We start from the raw sequence: 19,493 nt of genomic DNA on the forward strand, positions 1-19,493 counted from the left end.
GATCGGGTGCGGACGGGCACGCGGCCCTGCCGGAGCTCTGCCTGCCCCGCGGTGGGGTGGACGTTGGGTAGATTGTCCTGTGTGAGCCGAAACCCCCATGACCTGCTGTCGATCGTCTACTCGAGCACCGCGGCCCAGCCGTTCCACGACGAGGCACTCGGTGCACTGCTGGTCCTGAGCAGGGAGAACAACGCACGTGACGACCTGACGGGGATGCTGCTGTACCGCAGCGGACGATTCCTCCAGGTCATCGAGGGACCCGGTGACGTCCTGCGCGAGCGCATGTCCATCATCGCCGCGGATCCCCGGCACCTCGACGTCCGCATCCTCCTCCAGGACACCATCGACGAACGGCAGTTCCCGGACTGGACCATGGCGTACGAACCGGCCTCCGACGTGGCTGCGGAGGACATCCCCGGGTACCGCAGCACCTTCTCGGATATCGAGGGCGAGGATGATCCGCAGGAGTCCATCGCGGCACTGCGCGAGCTGATCCGCTGGTTCCAGGACCGCGCCGTCCAGCTGCGCTGAGCCCGACCGCTGTCCCGTCGAGCGAGGGGGAGCGGGCCGCCCCGCCGTCGCGCCCTGCCGGCAGGCTTCAGGAACCGGTGAGCTCCCGGACGAAGGCCAGGTGCTCGACGTCCTGGAAGGCGCCGCCCTGCTCATGGCCGTTGTACGGGTACACCTTCATGCGCTTCGGCCCGGCGTAGTGGTTGTGCGCGGCGAACACGCACGACGGCGGGCAGACGTCGTCGAGCAGTCCCACCGAGAACATCGCGGGGATGGTGCTGCGGGTCGCGAAATTGACGCCGTCGAAGTAGCTGAGGGTCCGGAAGACGCCGTCGACGTCCTGGCGCCGCGTACCGAGGTACTTCACGATCTCCGAGTACGGGGCGGTGCCGACGATCTCGGTGGCGTGGCGCATGTGGGCGAGGAACGGGACGTCGACGATGGCGCCGATGGGCGGGTTCGGGTTGATCCGCTGCGTGAGCGCCGCAGCAGCGAGGGTGATGCCGCCACCCTGGCTTCCGCCCGAGATCACCACGCGGGCGGGGTCCACGGCGGGATGCGACTGCGCGGCCTCGACGGCGTGGACGGCATCGACGAAGAGCCGCCGGTAGTAGTAGGTCTCGGGGTCCCCGACGCCGAGCGTCATGAAGCCACCCAGGTGCGGCCCTGCGAGGGCTCCGTCCGAGGTGTCGCCGGGCCGATGGCCCGAGCCCTGCCCGCGGAGGTCCATGACGAACTGGGCGAAGCCCGCACTGGGCAGCCCCGTCCACTCGCCGATCAGGCCGCGCCCGCCTCCGTAGCCGATGAAGGTGACGACCGTCGGCAGGGGGCCGGTGAGGTGCCGAGGCCTCAGCAGCCAGGCCTTGACCGGCTGCCCGTCGTAGCCGGCGAACGTCACGTCCTCCGTGATCAGCTGGGTGTAGCCGGCGTCCACCTCCTCGAACGACGGGGACGTGGCGTGGACGCGCTGCTCGGCGAGGGTCTTGTCCCAGAAGGCGTCGTAGTCGGCGGGCTCGTCGCGCTCCGGCAGGTAGTTCCGCAGCTCGGACAGGGGAAGATCGAAATGGGGCATGTGCTGCATCCTTTCACGGCTCGGATGGGCGAGGATAGAGCGCGGACAACCTCGTGGAGCCGGGCTGTTGACCATTGATACGATTCAATCTACGCTGTGGGATAACGCTTTCCCAAGGGCGTCCCACGATGGCTGACGAAGAAGTTTTCCAGGAGGACAAAGATGTTCCGAACACTCTCACGGCGCACGCTCGCAGGCGTAGCAGCATTCGCCGCCACCGGGCTGGTCCTGACCGGTTGCGGGGGAGGCGGCGGTGAACCCGCAGCCCTCGACACCGAGGAGCAGATCACCCTCAACTACACGTTCTGGGGCAACGACGACCGTGCCGCCCGCTACGACAAGGCCATCACGGCGTTCGAGGAGAAGTTCCCGAACATCACGATCAACGACACCTTCACCGACTACCCCTCCTACTGGGAGAAGCGCCAGACCGAGGCCGCGGGTGGAGGGCTGCCGGACGTCATGCAGTTCGACTACACCTACCTCCGCCAGTACGGCGACAACGGCCTGCTCCTGAACCTCGAGGACTACTTCGACAACGGCATCACCACCGATGCGATCGACGAGAGCCTGCTGTCCACCGGGAAGCTCGACGACGGCACCTTCGCCATCCCCACCGGCTACAGCGCCTGGTCCGTGTTCCAGAACCCGGGCCTGCTGGCCCAGGCCGGCGTCGAACCCTACGAGGGAGGCACGAGCTGGGACGACTACAACGCGTACATGGCCTCGGTGACCGATGCCACCGGCGGAACCGTGTACGGAGGGACCGACACCACGCAGCGCATCCAGGATCTCGAGTTGAAGCTGCGCCAGCAGGGCCGCGAACTCTTCACCGAGGAGGGCGAACTGAACTTCACCCAGGAGGAGCTCGCCGACCACTGGAAGGAGGGCCAGGCGAACCGCGACAAGGTCACCGTCCCGCAGAGCAAGCTCGAGGAGATCAACCCCGTCTCCGGCTTCGGTGGCAACCTCACCACCAGCGAGATGAGCTGGAGCAACTTCCTCGGCGGTTACCTCGGCGACTCGGGTGCCGAGGAGATCACCATCGTGGCACCTCCCACGAGCAACCCCGACGAGAAGGACCTGTACCGCAAGGTCGGCCTCATGCAGGCCGCGTCCTCCTCCACCGAGCATCCCGAGGCAGCCGCGGCCTTCGTGGACTTCCTCATCAACAGCCCCGAGGTCGGCGAGATCTTCGGTGCGACGCTCGGCATCCCCGCCTCGGAGACGCAGCTCGAAGGCGCGAACCTCGAAGGCCCCGACAAGGCCGTGAAGGACTACCTCGACTCGATCGAGGACCGCATCGGTGACGCTCCGGCGGCACCCGTCAACGGCTTCGGTGCCGTCGAGGCGACCTTCTGGGACCTCGGCAAGTCGATCGGCCTGGGCGCCGTCACGCCGGAGGACGCCGCGAAGCAGTTCTTCGACGAAGCCGCCGTCACGCTCGGTAGCTAGTCAGACAAAGGAGTCAGCCCGTGACCACGGATTCGGCGCACGCGCCGGCAACACCCCGCACCGCCGCATCCGGTGCCCGTCCGGCGGACCATCGCCGGACGGGCACGCCCCGGCCCCGCCGCAGGAACCGGGACACCGTCGCCGGCTACGTGTTCCTCTCGCCCTGGCTGCTCGGGTTCGTCGGGCTCACCCTCGGTCCCATGCTGGCCTCGCTGTACCTGGCCTTCACGGACTACAACCTCTTCACCGCCCCGGAGTGGACGGGCCTCGAGAACCTGACCCGGATGGCCGGGGACGAGCGCTTCTGGGATTCGGTGAGGATCACACTGATCTACGTGCTCGTCGGGACGCCGATCAAGCTCGCGGCGGCGCTCGCCGTGGCCATGCTGCTGAACTACAAGGCCCGGGGCACCGGGTTCTTCAGGTCGGCCTTCTACGCGCCGAGCCTCATCGGCGCGAGCGTGAGCATCGCCCTCGTGTGGCGTGCCATGTTCTCCACCGAGGGACCGGTGGACAGCACACTGAACCTGTTCGGCATCAACATGGGCGGCTGGATCGGTAACCCGTCCCTGATCATGCCGATGATGATCCTGCTGGCCGTCTGGCAGTTCGGTGCACCCATGGTCATCTTCCTCGCCGGACTGAAGGGCGTTCCCGCGGAACTGTACGAGGCGGCGTCGGTCGACGGGGCGAAGTCCTGGCGCAAGTTCATCAGCGTCACGGTGCCGATGCTCTCGCCGGTGATCTTCTTCAACCTGCTGCTGGAGATGATCAACGCCTTCCAGATCTTCGCCTCGGCCTACATCATCGGCTCCGGGACCGGCGGACCCGGGGGAGCCACGAACTTCTACACCGTGTACCTCTACACGCGGGCCTTCGCGAACAACCAGATGGGCTACGCCTCGGCGATGGCCTGGGTCCTCCTGCTCGCCGTCGGGGTCCTGGCCTTCATCCTCTTCCGCACCTCCAAGAGCTGGGTCCACTACGCAGGAGACTCCAAGTGACCACCATCGAATCCAACCCGGCCGTCCCCGTGCCGGCTAATCCCGACGCTCCCGGGCAGCGGGGGCCCCGGCGCCGCCCGATGCGCCGCCACATCCCGACCGCCCTCTGGATCATCGGCATCGTGGCGCTGACGGCCATCGTGCTGTACCCGCTGCTGTGGATGGTCTCGGCGTCGTTCAAGCCGAACGCGGAGTTCGGCAGCAACCAGGGCTTCCTGCCCGAGAACCCGACGTTCGACAACTTCGTGAAGGTCATGCAGGGCATCGCCGGCATCCCCACGTGGAAGTTCTTCCTCAACTCGCTGCTCCTCGGCGTGGGCGCCGTGATCGGTACCGTGATCTCCTCCTCGATGGCCGCCTATGCGTTCTCGCGCATCACCTTCCGGGGCAGCAAGATCCTCTTCGCGGCCATGATCGGAACCCTGCTCCTGCCGTTCCACGTGCTGATCATCCCGCAGTACATCATCTTCCGGAACCTCGGCCTGATCGACACCTTCTGGCCGCTGCTGGCCGGCAAGTTCCTGGCCACCGAGGCGTTCTTCGTCTTCCTGATGGTGCAGTTCATCCGCAACCTGCCGCGGGAGCTCGACGAGGCCGCCCGCATCGACGGCTGCGGCCACGGGCGGATCTTCCTGTCCATCACGCTGCCGCTCATCAAGCCGGCCATCATCACGTCCTCGATCTTCGCCTTCATCTGGAGCTGGAACGACTTCCTTGGCCCACTCCTGTACCTGAACTCCCCGGACAAGTACCCCCTGCCGCTGGCACTGAACATCTTCAACGACCAGACGAGCACGTCGGACTACGGCGCCACGATCGCCATCTCGGTGCTGGCGCTGCTGCCGGTGATGCTGTTCTTCATCATCTTCCAGCGGTTCCTCGTGGACGGCGTCGCCACCCAGGGCCTCAAGGGATGAATCGGCGCCGGCGCGACGCCGTCCGCGGGCGTGATGCCGCCGTCCGCGATGGAAGCGGCGTGCGCTGGCCCGGAGCAACCGCGAAATTCGCCCTGTTCGGCGAAGTCCTGTGGGTCGGAGCGCTGTGCTGCGTCGCAGGCCTCGCGATCATCACGGTCCCCGCAGCCTTCGCCGCGGGGTCGGCGCACCTCCACCGTTTCCTGCGGGCCGAGGATTCGACGCTCCGGTTGTTCGGGGCGGACTTCGCGGCAGCACTCCGGACCGGATGGCTCGTGGGACTGGGCGTCGCGGTGGCCGTGGGGTTGCTGCTGCTGGACATCGTCGTCGCCGGCTCGCGGGTGCTGCCCGGCTGGCAGGTGGTCCTCGCCGCCGGCGTCGTCCTGCTGATCGTCCTGCTGGCGGGCCTCGCCGGCACCACGGTGCGCTGGCGGTCGTCGGGCTCGTGGCGTACAGCGGCGCTCGCGTGGCTCCGGGATGTCCGCGACGACCCGGCCGGCCTGCTGTGGCTCGTCGCGGCGGTCGTCCTCACCGGGACGGTGGCCTGGCAACTGCCGCCGCTCGTGATCCCGGGCGTCGGCTGCCTCGTCTTCGCCGCGCTGGCGACCTCGGTCCGCGAGCGCCGTCCGCGCTCCTGACACCCTGTCCTGCACCACCCGACTACCCCTGGAGTTCCCTTGCACTACGGCGGCGACTACAACCCTGAGCAGTGGCCCGAGGACGTCTGGCCGGAGGACGTGGAACGCATGCGGGAAGCCGGGGTCACCATGGTGAGCCTCGGGATCTTCGCCTGGGCGCGCATCCAGCCCTCCGAACACGAGTTCGACTTCGAATGGCTGGACCGGATCATCGGCCTCCTGCACGACGGCGGGATAGCGGTGGACCTCGCGACGGCGACGGCGTCGCCGCCGCCCTGGGCCACTGTCGCCTACCCGGAGATGCTGGCCGCGGACGAGCACGGCTCCGCCTACTGGCACGGGAGCCGCCAGCACTACGCGCCGTCGTCGCCCGCCTACCGCAGGCTGGCCGCGGAACTCGTCACGAGGATCGCCGAACGCTACGCCCGGCACCCCGCCGTCGTCCTCTGGCATGTGAACAACGAGTACGGCTGCCACCTGAACGTGGACTACTCGGACGCCGCGCGGGACGCCTTCCGGCTCTGGCTGGAGCGGCGCTACGGGACGGTCGATGCGCTGAACCAGGCGTGGGGGACCATGTTCTGGTCACAGCGCTACGGCACGTTCTCCGAGGTCTTTCCGCCACGCCATGCGCCCTACAGCCACAACCCGGGGCAGCTGCTGGACTACCGCAGGTTCACCTCCGACATGCTCCTGGAGTGCTACCGGATGGAGCGGGACATCATCCGGGCAGCGGGAGCCACGCAGCCCGTCACCACGAACTTCATGGGCGCCTTCAAACCGGCGCACTACGCGCAGTGGGCCGCCGAGCTCGACGTCATCTGCGACGACCTCTACCCGGACCCCAACGATCCGGAGGGCTTCCGCGAGGGCGCGTTCCACGGCGACCTCATGCGCTCGCTCAAGCCCGGAACGCCGTGGCTGCTGATGGAGCAGGCGTCCAGCGCGGTCAACTGGCGGCCCTCCAACGCGCCGAAGGCGCCGGGGCAGCTCGCTGCGCAGAGCATCCAGGCCGTAGCCCGCGGTGCGGACGGCATCCTCTTCTTCCAGTGGCGGCAGTCGCGGGCGGGGTCGGAGAAGTTCCACTCGGGGATGCTGCCGCACGCCGGGACGCAGACCCGTACCTGGCGCGAGGTGGTGGCACTCGGCGGCGAGCTCGGACGGCTCCCGGATCTTCCGGCCGATGACGGCTCCGCCAGGGTGGCGATCCTGCTCGACTGGGAGAACTGGTGGGCCATCGAGAACCCTGACCACCCCACATCGCTGGACTACCTGTCCCTCGTGCGGGGCTGGTACGACGCCGCACACCGCCTCCACACCCAGGTGGACATCCTCCCGCCGACGGCCGGGCTGGCACGGTACGACGTCGTCATCGCGCCACACCTCTACCTCCTGACCGAACAGGCGGCCGCGAACCTCGCAGGGTTCGTCGCGCAGGGAGGCCACCTGCTCGTCACGGCCTTCAGCGACGTGGTCGACGAGAGCGACCGCTTCCGAGCGGGCGGTTTCGGCACGCAGCTGCGGGACCTGCTGGGGGTCGTCATCGAGGACTTCGGCGCGCTGGTGCCTCCCGGGGCGGCCGGCCCCGGCCAGCAGGAGGCCCGGGTGGCCGGGAACGGGTTCGGGTTCGCCGGGTCCCTCCTCGCCGAGGAGGCCCACGCCGTCGACGCCGCGGTGCTGGCGGCATTCGACGGCGGCCGTCAGCACGGCTCGCCCGCGCTGACGGTCCGCACGGCAGGGTCGGGGAAGGCCTACTATCTCGCCACCGTGCCCGACGACGACGGCACACGGCAGGTGCTCGCGCACCTCTTCACGGCGGCGGGCGTGGACCCGGTGCTCCCGGGGCTCCCGCCGGAGGTCGAGGCGATCCGCCGGGGCCGGCTGCTCGCGGTCATCAATCACGGCCAGGACGCGGTTGCAGTCGGTGTGCAGGGCGAGGATGCGCTCGGCGGCGGTGCGGTGGACGGCGTGACGCTGGAGCCCCATGCCTACGCCCTGGTGCTGACCGGGGGCTGATCCCACCAGCTCCTGCATGCGCTGCCGGCCGGTACACCGCGCCCGCGGCACGTGCAAGGGCGGGTGGGCAGCGCATCGGGCGACTGCGGGGGGAGCGTCCGGCGGCCTACGCTCGTAGGCATGGACCAGCCGACCGAAGAACATCACCTGAAGGACCTGGGCAGCACCGAGGGGATCGACCCGACGGACGTCGGCCAGATCCAGGACGGGCCACTGACCGCGGCGGACGAGGTGGACCTCATCTCCAACCAGACGGTCCCGGACGCCGACCCCTCCGTGGAAACGCTCGCCGGTAACCTCGGACTCGAGGACTCACCCGCCGACAACCCGACCACGGACGACCGCTTCACGGGCGGCTCCCGCTAGGGAGGACCGACAGCGGGGCGCCGGCGGCACGCTAGCCGTCGGCTGACGCCTGCAGCGGGAGGGCTTTCGTCCGACCGCGGGTCAGGACCCGCTGACCGACCTCTCGGCCGTCTCGTCGGCCCGTTCCTCGGCTCGTTCCTCAGCGGTGTCCGGGGCGTCCCGGACGGCCTGGCGTCGATCCAGCTCCTCCCGCAGTTCGTGGTGCTGCCCCTCGGTCTCGGCATCGACCTCGTGGTGCTGGATGTACTGCCGGTCACGTGAGCGGTGGTTCCTGCTGTTCAGGATGTCCAGGTCATCCCTGTCCACGGAGCTCAGGTCGTCCGGGAAAGCCTTCTCCGGGTCCAGTCTGCTGCTGTCTGCCACTGTCCAACTCCTCACGAGCGCGTTGATGAATCTCCTCGAGTCTAAGGGGATGCGGTACCGGCTAGGCGCGCAGCTGCTGCACCATGTCGAGGACCACGGCTCGGAGGTCGCCGTCGTTCTCGTCCGCGATCCGCCGCTGGCGCTGGTACCCGGCGCCGCGCCGCAGGATACCCTCCACGTCCGCGAGCTCGCTGCTGCAGCCGAGCTTCGCCGCGATCGGCTCGAGGCGGTCGAGGACTTCGACGAGGTGCTCGGTGACGAGCTGCTCGTTGCCCTTCGCGTCGAGGATGATGATGGCGTCGAGACCGTAGCGGGCGGCCCTCCACTTGTTCTCCTGGATGTGCCACGGCTGCATGGTGGGGATGCTCCCGCCGGCATCGAGCGTCTGCGAGAACTCGTGGACGAGGCACTGCGTGAGGGCGGCGATCGCCCCGACGTCCTGCAGGGTCGAGAGCCCGTCGCACACCCGCATCTCCACGGTGCCGAGATTGCCGACCGGACGGATGTCCCACCGGATCTCGCTGACGGCGTCGATCACCCCTGTGGTGAACATGTCCTGTACATAGGACTCGTACGCCGCCCAGTCGTCGAAGTGGAACGGCAGCCCGGCGGTGGGTAGCTGCTGGAACATGAGGGCACGCTGCGAGGCGTATCCGGTGTCCTCGCCGCCCCAGAACGGTGACGACGCCGAGAGTGCCTGGAAGTGCGGGAAGTAGTTGGTCAGGCCGTCCACCACCGGCAGGGCCTTCTCCCGGGAGTCGAGGCCCACGTGGACGTGGACACCGTAGATGACCATCTGCCGGCCCCACCACTGCGTGCGGTCGATCAGCTTCGCGTAGCGCTCCTTGTCGGTGACCTGCTGGGCACGCGGGGCGCTGAAGGGGTGCGAACCGGCACAGAAGAGCTCCACGCCCATCGGATCGGTGACCTCGCGCACCGCGGCGAGGGAGCGGGACAGGTCCTCCTTCGCCTCCTCGACCGTGGTGCAGATGCCCGTGACGAGTTCGACGGTGTTGAGCAGGAGCTCCTGCTTGATGTGGGGGTGCTCGTCGTCGTCCTGCAGTTCGGGGTGGTTCCTGCTGACCCCGCGGAGCACCTCGCTGGCCACGGGGACGAGTTCCCCGTTGTAGCGGTCCACGAGCGCGAGCTCCCACTCGACGCCGAGCGTGGACTGGGCTGACTGCGCAAAGTCGATCTTCAAGGGCTTGCTCCTGGAACGGTGCGGGATGGTGGTGCCTCGGCAACGCGCCGTCGCGGAAGAGACTCGTCCCAATGTTAGTGCCTCAGCGTCGACCGGGGGCGGACGGTCAGGACGGGGGGAGCGCGCTGCTGGAAGAATGGTCGCGTGCCCATCCTGAACAAAGACATGACCCTCTGCATCTCCCTGGCCGCGCGCCCCAGCAACATCGGGACGCGCTTCCACAACTATCTCTACGAGGAGTTGGGCCTGAACTTCATCTACAAGGCCTTCACCACCACGGACCTGCCGTCGGCCGTCGCCGGCCTGCGGGGTCTCGGGATCCGGGGCTGCGCCGTCTCGATGCCGTTCAAGGAGGAGGTGATCGCGCTCGTGGACTCCCTGGATCCCTCGGCGAAGGCCATCGACTCCGTCAACACCATCGTCAACGACGACGGGGTGCTCACGGCCTACAACACGGACTACCTGGCAGTGGAGCGTCTCCTCCGGGAGCACGCCGTGCCCACGACGCATTCCGTGCTCGTGCAGGGTTCCGGCGGCATGGCCAAGGCCGTGCTCGCGGCGCTGCGCGATGCGGGCTTCACACGGGTGACCGTCGTGGCGCGCAACGAGCACACGGGCCGGGCGCTCGCCGGGCTCTACGGCTTCGGCTGGCAGCGGGACGTCGGGGAGCTGACGGCGGATCTGCTCCTCAATGTGACGCCTCTCGGCATGGCGGGGCCCGACGCCGATACCCTGGCGTTCCCGCAGGCCGCGATCGACGCCGCCGGGGTGGTGTTCGACGTCGTCGCCTCGCCGTCGGAGACCCCGCTGATCCTCGCCGCGCGGGCGGCAGGGAAGCCGGTGATCACGGGAGCCGAGGTCGTCGCGCTCCAGGCCGAGGAGCAGTTCGTGCTCTACACCGGCGTCCGGCCGACGCCGGAGCAGGTCCGGGCGGCCGGGGAGTTCTCGCGCCGGCAGGTGTAGGGACGTCCCCGCCTACACCCGGTACCAGCGCACGCCGTGGGGTTCGAGGGTGATGCCTGCTGCCAGGAGGCTGTGCTGCCCGCTGATCAGTTCGAGTGACGACGACGGCAGTCCGGAGAGTGTCCCGGCGCTGACGTGCTGCGGGGTGTCGGCGGCGTTGGCGAGGACGACGACCGTGGAGTCCTCGCCGTCGAGCAGGCCGGGGCGCTGGTAGCCCAGGACGTGCGGATTGTTCGTGTGGAAGGGGATCAGCCGGCCGCCGGCGAACTCGGGCGTCCGTTTCCGCACGTCGATGAGGCGGGTCAGCCCGGCGAAGACCTTTCCTGCGTCCGTCGCCGGATCCTGCCTGTCCGCGTAGCGGTCGGCGGGGTAGGCGGGCCTTCCCACCCACCGGCTGTCGCCGGCCTTGGCCGGGTCGGAGAGGTAGGAGTAGTCGTTGAGCTGGCCGACCTCGTCGCCGAGGTAGAGCAGCGGGATGCCGCCTGTGCTGAGGATGATCGAGTGGGCGAGGAGGATCCGGGCGACGGCGGCGCCGTCGCCGGCCTCCAACCCGGCCAGGGACGCGGTGGTCCCGGAGATGCGGCAGTCCCCGGTGCGGGGGTTGTCCTGGAAGGGGACGCCGCGGGCGAAGCTTCCCGGGAAGCGGTTGACGAAGAAGGCGTTGAGGAACCTGCGGTGGTCGGAACCGTCGATGCCGAGCTCGGCGGCGTCCTCGTCGGAGAAGGTCCAGCCGATGTCGTCGTGGCTGCGCACGTAGTTGACCCAGGCGGTGCCTTCGGGGATCTCGTGCCGGCGCTCCAGGGCCTGGGCGAGCAGGGAGACGTCCCGGGTGGCCAGCGAGTTCCAGATCAGCGCCATCTGCAGGGGGTTGTAGCTGAGCTGGCACTCGTTCCGGTCGATGTACTGCACCACCTCGTCCGGGTGGACGATCGCCTCGGACTTGAACAGCAGCGAAGGAGCCGCGAGCCGGCATACCGCGTTGAAGGCCTGCAGCAGCAGGTGCGCTTCGGGCAGGCTCTCGCAGGCGGTGCCGAGCTGCTTCCAGATGAAGGCGACGGCGTCCATGCGGACGATGTCCACGCCCTGGTTCGCGAGGTACAGCATCTCCCCGGCCATGGCCCGGAACACCCGAGGGTTCCGGTAGTTGAGGTCCCACTGGAACGAGTGGAACGTGGCCCAGATCCACCGGCCGTCCTCGAGCTGCACGAAGGAGCCCGGATGGTCGTCGGGGAAGATCTCGCGGACGGTCCGCTCGTAGGCGTCGGGCATGTCCCGATCCGGGTAGATCCAGTAGAAGCCCTCGTAGTCGGGATCCCCGGCGATCGCCCTGCGCGCCCAGTCGTGCTCGTTGGAGGTGTGGTTGAAGATGAAGTCGACCACGAGAGCTATGCCGTTCTCGCGCAGCTCACGGGCGAGGTCCGCGAGCTCGTCCATGGTGCCCAGTGCAGGGTCCACGTGGCGGTAGCTCGAGACGGCATACCCGCCGTCGGAGTTCTCCGCCGGCGCGAGGAACAACGGCATCAGGTGCAGGTAGGTCAGGCCGAGCTCCCGGAAGGACGGGATCCGCTCGCGCAGCCCGGCGAAGTTCCCCGCGTACAGGTCCACGTAGCAGACGCCGCCGAGCATCCGGTTCGAGGAATACCACTCGGGGGCCATCGCCCGGGAGGCGTCGAGCGCCTTCAGGTCCGCGGGCCGCTCCTGCCACGAGGCCGCGGCGTCCAGCACCACCCTGACGAGCTCGTCGTCGGCCTCCGGACCGTAGATGCGGTGGAACAGCGACTGCAGGCGCGGGAACTCGGCATCGAAGCGTGCCTCGAAGGATTCCCAGTCCGCGTCCGGTGTCGTGCCCAGGCGCGCGGACCGGAGCTCGATGCGGATGTTGTCTTCGGTCAGGGCGTGCACGGAATCCATGCGGCAAGCCTATTCCAGTCGGGTCGGCAAGGCCCGGCACACGAAGCGCCGCGGCCCGTGCGGCCGCGGCGCTTCATGAGGGGCGGCTGGACGCCGCGGATCGGGCTACTCGGACACGGGGATGGACTGGGACTTCAGGGAGTCGATGGTCTTCTGCTGGCCGTTCTCGAGGGCGTCCAGCAGGGTGCCGGTGCCGCTGATGGCCGCGCCGAACCCGTCCGAGACATCGGTGTAGGTCTGCGTCATCGTAGGGCCCCAGGTGAAGTCGGGGTTCACGTTCGAGGAGGCATCCGCGAAGACCTCGTAGATCTTCTGTCCGCCGTAGTAGTCGACGCCGCCCGCGAAGGCCTCGAGGTCGGTTGCGGACTTCGCGGCCGGGTACAGGCCGCCGAGTTCGTTGGCGAGGGCGAGGGCCTCCGGATCGGTGTTGAGCCACAGGGCGAACTCCGCCGCTTCGGCCGGGTGCTCGGAGCCCTTGAGGACCGCGGTGGAGGACCCGCCCCAGTTGCCGGCGGTCTCGCCGCCGTCCTCCCACTGCGGCATCGGAGCGACGGCCCACTTGCCGGCCGTGTCCGGTGCCCCGGAGGACAGAGTCGTTGCGCCCCACACGGCGGAGACCCAGGTCCACTGCTGGCCCTCGTTGAAGGATGCGTTCCACTCGTCCGAGAACGAGGGCAGCGTGGAGACGAGGTCCTTGGACAGCAGGTCCTGCCAGTAGGTGGCGACCTCCTCGGACTCGGGTCCGGTCAGGTTAACGTCCCAGCTCTCGCCGTCGTTCGCGAACCACTGGCCGCCGTTCTGCCAGACCATGCCTGCGAACCAGTTCACGTCGGACTTCGGGAAGTTGGTGATGTACGAGCCCTGGGCCTTGATCTGCTCCGCTGCCGCGGCATACTCCTCCCAGGTGGTGGGAACCTCGATGCCGGCCTGCTCGAAGAGGTCGGCACGGTAGTACATCGCCATGGGGCCGCTGTCCTGCGGGATCGCGTAGACCGAGTCCTCCTCGCCGAAGGTCACCTGTCCCCAGGTCCAGTCCACGAACTGGTCCTGTGCATCGGCCACGCCCTCGCACCCGGCGATGTTCTCGAGCCCGTCCTGGACCCGGAAGTTCGGCAGGGCGTCGTACTCGATCTGGCCGAGGTCGGGTGCATTGCCGGCCTGGATCTGGTTGAAGAAGTTCTGGTACGTGCCCGAGTTGCCGTTCGGCCCGGTCTGCACCGTGACCTGGATGTCCGGGTTCTTCTCGTTCCACAGCTCGACGACCTTGTCCATCCCCGGGACCCATGTCGTGAAGTTCAGCTCGACGGGCCCGTCGGATGGTTCACAGGCGGCTGCTCCTGCTCCCGCTTCAGAGCTGGCTCTCTCCGGCTGAACAGCCGGAGAGAGCCAGCGCAGAGATCATGGCAAAGGCCGCGGTGACTTTTCCGTAATGCGCGCGCATTGTCTTTCCTATCGGTGGTAGTGCGGTGCGGGGGCGGACGCTCCCACACCTGTGGTGCTGGTCGGAGGATTCGAGGGGGTCACTTGACGCCGCCGGCGCCGAGGCCACTGCTCCAGAAGCGCTGGAGCGCGAGGAAGGCGATGATCAGCGGGACGATCGAGACGAGCGCCCCGACGATGACGAGCGACCGCAGCTCGGGGATCTGGCTGATCTGGCTGTTCCAGGCGTACAGGCCGAGGGTCACGGGGAAGAGCGCCTGGTCGCGGAGCATGATCAGGGGCAGGAAGAAGTTGTTCCAGATCGCGACGAACTGGAAGAGGAAGATCGTCACGAGGGCCGGAGCCATGAGGCGCGTGGACACCGTGAAGAACGTCCGGATCTCGCCCGAGCCGTCGAGGCGCGCGGCCTCGAGCAGTTCACCGGGAACGCTGGCCGCGGCGTAGATCCGCGCCAGGTACACGCCGAAGGGGCTGACGAGGCTCGGCAGGAACACGGCCCACATGGTGTTGGTCAGCTCCACCTGGCTGAAGATCAGGAACAGGGGCAGGGCCAGGGCCGTGGCGGGGACCAGGACGCCGCTGAGCACGACGTTGAAGATCGCCTCGCGTCCCCGGAACTCGTACTTGGCGAGCGCGTAGCCGCATATGGCGGCGATGATCGTGCCGATCAGGGCACCCACGCCCGCATAGAGGGCCGAGTTCAGCAGCCACCGGCCGAAGAGGCCGTCCCCGTAGGAGAAGAGGCGCCCGAGGTTGCGGAAGAACGTCCCGAAGGAGTCCGCCGTGAACCACAGGGGGGCCGTCGAGGTGATCTCGCCACCCGTCTTCGTGGACGTGGTCAGCAGCCACCAGATGGGGGTCAGGAAGTAGAGGGTGAAGACGCCCATGATGAGCATCGCCGCGCTGCGGGACATGATGCTCTGCCGGGGTCCGCGGGCGCGGTCGCCGGCGTTGTTCGCCGTCGAACCCGCTCCGCGCTGTCGCTTGGAGGCGGTGGCTGGGGCTGCCGTCACTGGGAGACCTTCCGCTGGGTGGACTTCAGGAAGATGAAGGAGAGGATGAACGTGGCGAGCGCGAGGACCACGGAGAACGCCGCGGCGAGGTTGTAGTTCGGTACCGACGCGGTGGTGTAGACCGCGAGGTTCGGGGTGAACGTGCTGTTGATGGCCGAGCTGAAGCTGCGCAGAGTCTGCGGTTCGGCCAGGAGCTGGAGCGTACCGATGATCGAGAAGACCGCCGTGAGGATGATGGCGGGGATCACCAGGGGGATCTTGATGCGCCAGGCGATCTGCAGGTTGCTGGCGCCGTCGAGGCGGGCCGCCTCGTAGATCTCGGTGGGGATGGCGAGGAGCGACGCGTAGATGATCAGCATGTTGTAGCCGACGTACACCCAGGTCACGATGTTCGCGATGGCCCACAGGACGAGGTTGCCGCCGAGGAAGTCGACGTTCGAAGTCACGGCGCCGAAGGGCGAGAGGGACGGTGAGTACAGGAAGCCCCACATGATCGCGGCGATGACGCCGGGAACGGCGTAGGGGGCGAAGAATGCGAGCCGGAAGAACTTCTTGCCCTTGAGCAGCGGGGAATCCAGCAGGAGCGCGAACAGCAGGGCGAGGCCGAGCATGATCGGGACCTGCACCACGCCGAACAGCAGCACGCGTCCCACGGACTCCCAGAACGCCGTGTTCTGGAAGACCTGCTCGTACTGGACGAGGCCGCCGAAGACCTGGCGGGGCTTGCCGAAGGTGCCCTCCCGCTCGACGGTGAGGAGCGACTGCACGACGGCGTAGACGATCGGGATCGCGTAGAAGGCGAGGAACAGGAGAGCGAAGGGAGCGATGAACAGTGCCACGGCCCGGCGCTGCGTCCCCGACGATCGGTTCTTCCTCGTGGCAGGAGGCGCCTTCGGGGCCCCCGCCGGAGTGCTAATGACTGTCATTGCCTGCGTCCTTTCGGCTCCGGGCGGAGCCGTCGGTGTCGGGATTTCCTGGGGTGGTGCGAACGACGCGGACTGCGCCGGCGGGAACGACGACGACGTCGGCCACGGCCTCCGCGGTCAGCAGTTCCAGACCGCTGACCCGGTGCTTGCGGTCCTCCGTGGAGTGGTTGATGAGGAAGACGTAGTCGTGGCCGCTGCCGCGCCGCGTGACGGACTCGAGGCCGGGCTCCGTGTCGGGCACTGCGATCCCGGCGGCGACGGCGGCCCGCAGCAGCAGGTCCTTGAGCACGGAGCCGTCGAGCACCGTGCCCACGTACCATGCCTCGCCCGCGCCGAAGCCGTTGCGGGTGACGGCGGGACCGCCCGCACGGTGGCCCGTCGCGAAGCGGAGCACGGCATCGGCCGTGGTGAGGTGGAGTACTTCGGACCACAGCGAGGCGGGCGAGCCGTTGTCCAGGACCAGGGGGTGCGCGGGATCCAGCGGGAAGAACTCCTCGGAGCGGATTCCGAGGAGTTCCCGGAAGGCGCCGGGATAGCCTCCGGGCCGCACCCGTTCGTTCTCGTCGACGATCCCGCTGAAGAAGGTGATGAACGCGGATCCGCCGTTCTCGACGAAGGCCTCGATCACGGCGGCGTGCTCGTCACGGATCAGGTAGAGATTCGGGACCACCACGAGCTTGTAGGCGGAGAGGTCCGCGCCCGGTGCGACGACGTCGACGGTGATGCCGGCGTCCCACAGTGCCTTGTAGGCGGCGTGGACCTGCTCGATGTAGCGGACGTCCCCGGAGGGGTGGGACTCCTGGTCATGCGCCCACCAGGCCTCCCAGCTGAACACGAGTGCCACGTCGGCGTGCACCGTGGTGCCGGCGAGCTCGCGCAGCTTCCCGAGCGAGGCACCGAGTTCGACGACGTCGCGCCAGATCCGCGAATCCGTGCCGGCGTGCGGGATCATGGCGGAGTGGAATTTCTCGCTGCCCTGCAGCGAGGCCCGCCACTGGAAGAAGCAGAGGCCGTCCGCGCCCCGGGCGAGGTGCGTGAGGGAGTTCCGGAGCATTTCTCCCGGCCCCTTGGCGATATTGCGGGGCTGCCAGTTCACGGCGCCGGTGGAGTGCTCCATGAGCAGCCAGGGCTCGCCCTGCGCCAGTCCGCGCGTGGTGTCGGCGGCGAAGGCCAGCTCGGCGAGTGGGGCCGGGAGGCGGTGGTCGAGGTAGTGGTCGTTGGCGATCACATCCATCTCCGGTGCCCACGTCCAGTAGTCCTGGTTGCGGATGTGCGCGGCGACCATGAAGTTGGTGGTCACCGGAACCCCGCTGTTGCGCCGGAGGACGGCTTCCTCGGCCTTGTAGTGCGCGAGCAGCTCGTCCGAGCTGAAACGGCCGAAGTCGAGCGTCTGCGTGGGGTTGGTGGCCGAGAGGGTGAGCCTGGGCGGCAGCACCTGCTCCCACGCCGAGTAGCGCTGGCTCCAGAAGGCGGTACCCCAGGCGGCGTTGAGCGTGTCCAGCGTTCCGTAGCGGGAGCGGAGCCAGTGGCGGAAGGCCTCGGCGGAGACATCGCAGTAGCAGAGCGCGTTGTGGCAGCCGAGCTCGTTCGAGACGTGCCACAGGCGGAGGGCGGGGTGGCTGCCGTAACGCGCCGAGACCTGCTCGACCAGCGCCAGGGCATGCTGCCGGTAGACGGGGGAGCTGGGGCAGAAGGCCTGGCGTCCACCGGGCCAGCGGGCGGTGCCGTCAGCCGTGCGGGGGAGGATCTCCGGGTACGCCGTGGTCAGCCAGGCGGGGGTGGAGGACGTTCCGGTGCCGAGGTTGACGCCGATGCCGTTCTCGGCCAGGAGGTCCATCACGGCGTCCAGGTTCTCGAAGCGGAAGGATCCCTGTTCGGGTTCCAGTTCCGCCCAGCCGAAGATGTTCACGGCCACGAGGTTGACGCCGGCCTCCTTCATCAGCCGGACATCCTCGTGCCAGACGGCTGCGTCCCACTGCTCCGGGTTGTAGTCACACCCGTAGACGAGCTGCCCGTCGGACAGTCCTGCGACAGTGGTTGTGCGTGCCAAGCCTGCTCCTCCATGGTGCGGTACCGGGTTTCCGGCCGCTGCGGATGGAGAGATTGCCTGCGTTGTGTGAACGCTCCCAGAACTGGGCGGCTTCGCTCCCCATCGAGTATCTGTGAACGTTCCCAGAGTATTCCCGGTCACACCGGCTGTGAACGGGAGCGACCGCTTGTCCCGCACGCCCGTCCCGTACTGCTGCGCGGCGTCGCGCCCGCTTTCGAGCGGATCGGGCCTGGTGAGCGGCGTGTCCGGCCGCGACGCGCACGGTCACCGCCCCGGCGCGTGCACGACGCCGCAGCGAGGAGGTCAGGACGCCGGGGCGGCGGAGCAGGTGCGCCGAACCGGGCGGCCGAGACCGGCGGCGGCCACCAGGATCCAGTCAGCGTCCGGAGGAGAGGCGCTTCCGCAGCAGGGCCACTCCGGGCCCGTCGAGATCCTCGAGGTAGGCTGGTCGCCCGGCCAGGGACATGACGAGGGCGAGGAGGTCGCCGCGCACGCCGGGCCCCGCGCCGGCGGCGAAGGAAGCATCGGTCGCCTCCAGCCGCAGGCCCGCGGCATTGCGCCGACTCGGCACCGTGAAGTCCTTCGCCATGAAGAACTCGGCCACGGGCAGGAGCGCCTCGATGCTCGGCCGTGTCGGGATACCGAGCGGACGGCGGATGTCCTGGGCATGCACCACGACCTCCCCGAGGTAGGCGGGAACATCGGACGACGGCGCTGTCGACAGGTCGACGACGCTCCGGAAGAGGGCGAGCGTTTCGGCAGGGGACGCGCCCCTGCACTCCGCCAGCCGGCGCCGGTTGTGCAGATGGGGGCGGAAGCCGGCGAACATCATGCTCCGGATCCACCGCCACCGGTTCACGGATGCGGCGGCCGAGAGGTGTGCGGTGACCTCTTCGACGTTCCACTCACCGCACAGTGTGGGACCCCGCCACTCCTCGGGCGAGAGGGTGGCGAGGTCCCGGGCGAGGGCAGCGCGCTCCGTATGAGCCAACTCCCAGAGGATTCCGGTGCCCGTTGCAGCCATGCGCATTCCTTCGGTGGTGGTGGTCCCCGATCGGGGCCGCGGCGATCAGGCCGGCTGCTGCTCACCGTACTTGGCCTGGACGGCTTCCCAATCGCCGGTCCGGGCGATGGGGTCCATCCACATGATCTCCCAGGTGTGCCCGTCCGGATCGGAGAAAGAGCGTGAGCGCATGAAGCCCAGCTCCTGGGACGTGCCCTCGACGGCGCCGGCGGCGACGGCCCGTCCGACCAGCGCGTCCACGTCGTCCGATGCATCGACGCCGATCGCGTTGATGACGGCGGAGGTGGATGCGGTGTCGGCCACGGGCTTGTCGGTGAACCGGGACCAGTGCTGGTGGGTCAGGATCATCACGTGGATGGTGTCGCTGATGGTGATGGCGCCGGCGTCGTCGTTGGAGAAGTTCGGGTTCAGCGTCCAGCCGAAGCTGGTGTAGAACTCCTTGGACTTCGCGAGGTCGCGGACGGGGAGGTTGATGAAGACGTTCGTGGCCATGGCCGTTCTCCTGTTCGTGGATGCTGCTGCGGATCCGGAAGGTGCCCCGGATGGGCTCCTGTACCTCTTAGACGGTGGGCCGACCGGGAAATCATCGGTAGGCCGGAACCGAGGCGGCGAAGAGGTGTCCGGCTG

17 protein-coding genes and 1 pseudogene are annotated in these 19,493 nt (G+C 68.4%); 8 read left to right on the forward strand and 10 right to left on the reverse strand.

The features are described 5' to 3' along the window. The first annotated feature begins 81 nt into the window (after positions 1 to 81). Positions 82 to 531, forward strand: coding sequence for a BLUF domain-containing protein (locus AC1MFI_RS09565; protein ID WP_479816441.1), 450 nt, complete (start codon positions 82 to 84; stop codon positions 529 to 531). 67 nt (positions 532 to 598) lie between these two features. Here the strand turns inward: AC1MFI_RS09565 and AC1MFI_RS09570 are convergent, their stop codons facing one another. Beyond that, positions 599 to 1,582 (reverse strand): acetylxylan esterase, encoded by a 984-nt coding sequence (locus AC1MFI_RS09570; RefSeq protein ID WP_479816443.1) that lies wholly within the window; start codon positions 1,580 to 1,582, stop codon positions 599 to 601. 162 nt (positions 1,583 to 1,744) lie between these two features. Between AC1MFI_RS09570 and AC1MFI_RS09575 the strand changes: the two genes are divergently transcribed. The 6 genes from AC1MFI_RS09575 (at position 1,745) to AC1MFI_RS09600 (ending at position 7,975) form a co-directional block, all read left to right on the forward strand. Then, positions 1,745 to 3,037 (forward strand): ABC transporter substrate-binding protein, encoded by a 1,293-nt coding sequence (locus tag AC1MFI_RS09575; RefSeq protein ID WP_479816445.1) that lies wholly within the window; start codon positions 1,745 to 1,747, stop codon positions 3,035 to 3,037. A gap of 20 nt (positions 3,038 to 3,057) precedes the next feature. Then, complete coding sequence (locus AC1MFI_RS09580; protein ID WP_422108738.1) at positions 3,058 to 4,041, forward strand: carbohydrate ABC transporter permease; 984 nt, start codon at positions 3,058 to 3,060, stop codon at positions 4,039 to 4,041. Continuing rightward, complete coding sequence (locus AC1MFI_RS09585; RefSeq protein WP_479816447.1) at positions 4,038 to 4,958, forward strand: carbohydrate ABC transporter permease; 921 nt, start codon at positions 4,038 to 4,040, stop codon at positions 4,956 to 4,958. The genes AC1MFI_RS09580 and AC1MFI_RS09585 overlap by 4 nt, the downstream gene beginning before the upstream one ends. Next, positions 4,955 to 5,593 carry a hypothetical protein gene (locus AC1MFI_RS09590; protein WP_479816448.1) on the forward strand — a complete coding sequence of 213 codons (639 nt, stop codon included), beginning with the start codon at positions 4,955 to 4,957 and terminating at the stop codon, positions 5,591 to 5,593. The genes AC1MFI_RS09585 and AC1MFI_RS09590 overlap by 4 nt, the downstream gene beginning before the upstream one ends. 39 nt (positions 5,594 to 5,632) lie before the next feature. Then, the gene (locus AC1MFI_RS09595; RefSeq protein ID WP_479816449.1) at positions 5,633 to 7,609 is read left to right on the forward strand and encodes a beta-galactosidase; all 1,977 of its coding nucleotides are present in this window, start codon (positions 5,633 to 5,635) and stop codon (positions 7,607 to 7,609) included. Positions 7,610 to 7,729: 120 nt separating this feature from the next. Then, positions 7,730 to 7,975 carry a hypothetical protein gene (locus AC1MFI_RS09600; RefSeq protein ID WP_479816450.1) on the forward strand — a complete coding sequence of 82 codons (246 nt, stop codon included), beginning with the start codon at positions 7,730 to 7,732 and terminating at the stop codon, positions 7,973 to 7,975. A gap of 81 nt (positions 7,976 to 8,056) precedes the next feature. On the opposite strand, the gene AC1MFI_RS09605 is transcribed toward AC1MFI_RS09600, so the two are convergent. Together AC1MFI_RS09605 and AC1MFI_RS09610 are read right to left on the reverse strand one after the other, a co-directional pair. Next, positions 8,057 to 8,338 (reverse strand): hypothetical protein, encoded by a 282-nt coding sequence (locus AC1MFI_RS09605; protein ID WP_479816451.1) that lies wholly within the window; start codon positions 8,336 to 8,338, stop codon positions 8,057 to 8,059. 61 nt (positions 8,339 to 8,399) lie between these two features. Further along, a complete protein-coding gene (locus tag AC1MFI_RS09610) occupies positions 8,400 to 9,539 on the reverse strand; it encodes a glutamate--cysteine ligase (RefSeq protein ID WP_479816452.1) in 1,140 nt (379 codons plus the stop codon). A gap of 144 nt (positions 9,540 to 9,683) precedes the next feature. Here AC1MFI_RS09610 and AC1MFI_RS09615 point away from each other — a divergent pair, with 144 nt between their 5' ends. Beyond that, positions 9,684 to 10,502: a shikimate 5-dehydrogenase gene (locus AC1MFI_RS09615; protein WP_479816453.1), complete on the forward strand. Its 819-nt coding sequence runs from the start codon at positions 9,684 to 9,686 to the stop codon at positions 10,500 to 10,502. 12 nt (positions 10,503 to 10,514) lie between these two features. Here the strand turns inward: AC1MFI_RS09615 and AC1MFI_RS09620 are convergent, their stop codons facing one another. The 7 genes and pseudogenes from AC1MFI_RS09620 to AC1MFI_RS09650 form a co-directional block, all read right to left on the reverse strand. After that, a complete protein-coding gene (locus AC1MFI_RS09620; RefSeq protein ID WP_479816455.1) occupies positions 10,515 to 12,413 on the reverse strand; it encodes an amylosucrase in 1,899 nt (632 codons plus the stop codon). Positions 12,414 to 12,518: 105 nt separating this feature from the next. Continuing rightward, positions 12,519 to 13,854: pseudogene (locus AC1MFI_RS09625) on the reverse strand (ABC transporter substrate-binding protein). Positions 13,855 to 13,933: 79 nt separating this feature from the next. Further along, a complete protein-coding gene (locus AC1MFI_RS09630) occupies positions 13,934 to 14,767 on the reverse strand; it encodes a carbohydrate ABC transporter permease (protein WP_479820837.1) in 834 nt (277 codons plus the stop codon). Positions 14,768 to 14,862: 95 nt separating this feature from the next. Next, entirely contained in the window at positions 14,863 to 15,792 is a 930-nt protein-coding gene (locus AC1MFI_RS09635; RefSeq protein WP_479816457.1) for a carbohydrate ABC transporter permease, read from the reverse strand. After that, on the reverse strand, positions 15,779 to 17,842 hold the full coding sequence (locus tag AC1MFI_RS09640; protein WP_479816458.1) for a beta-galactosidase: 2,064 nt from the start codon (positions 17,840 to 17,842) through the stop codon (positions 15,779 to 15,781). Before AC1MFI_RS09640 ends, AC1MFI_RS09635 begins: the two co-directional genes overlap by 14 nt. Before the next feature lie 376 nt (positions 17,843 to 18,218). Next, complete coding sequence (locus AC1MFI_RS09645; protein WP_479816460.1) at positions 18,219 to 18,866, reverse strand: maleylpyruvate isomerase family mycothiol-dependent enzyme; 648 nt, start codon at positions 18,864 to 18,866, stop codon at positions 18,219 to 18,221. Between the two features lie 45 nt (positions 18,867 to 18,911). Continuing rightward, on the reverse strand, positions 18,912 to 19,358 hold the full coding sequence (locus AC1MFI_RS09650; RefSeq protein WP_479816461.1) for a VOC family protein: 447 nt from the start codon (positions 19,356 to 19,358) through the stop codon (positions 18,912 to 18,914). Positions 19,359 to 19,493 lie beyond the last annotated feature (135 nt).

This window comes from Arthrobacter sp. BC5, from assembly GCF_056680255.1.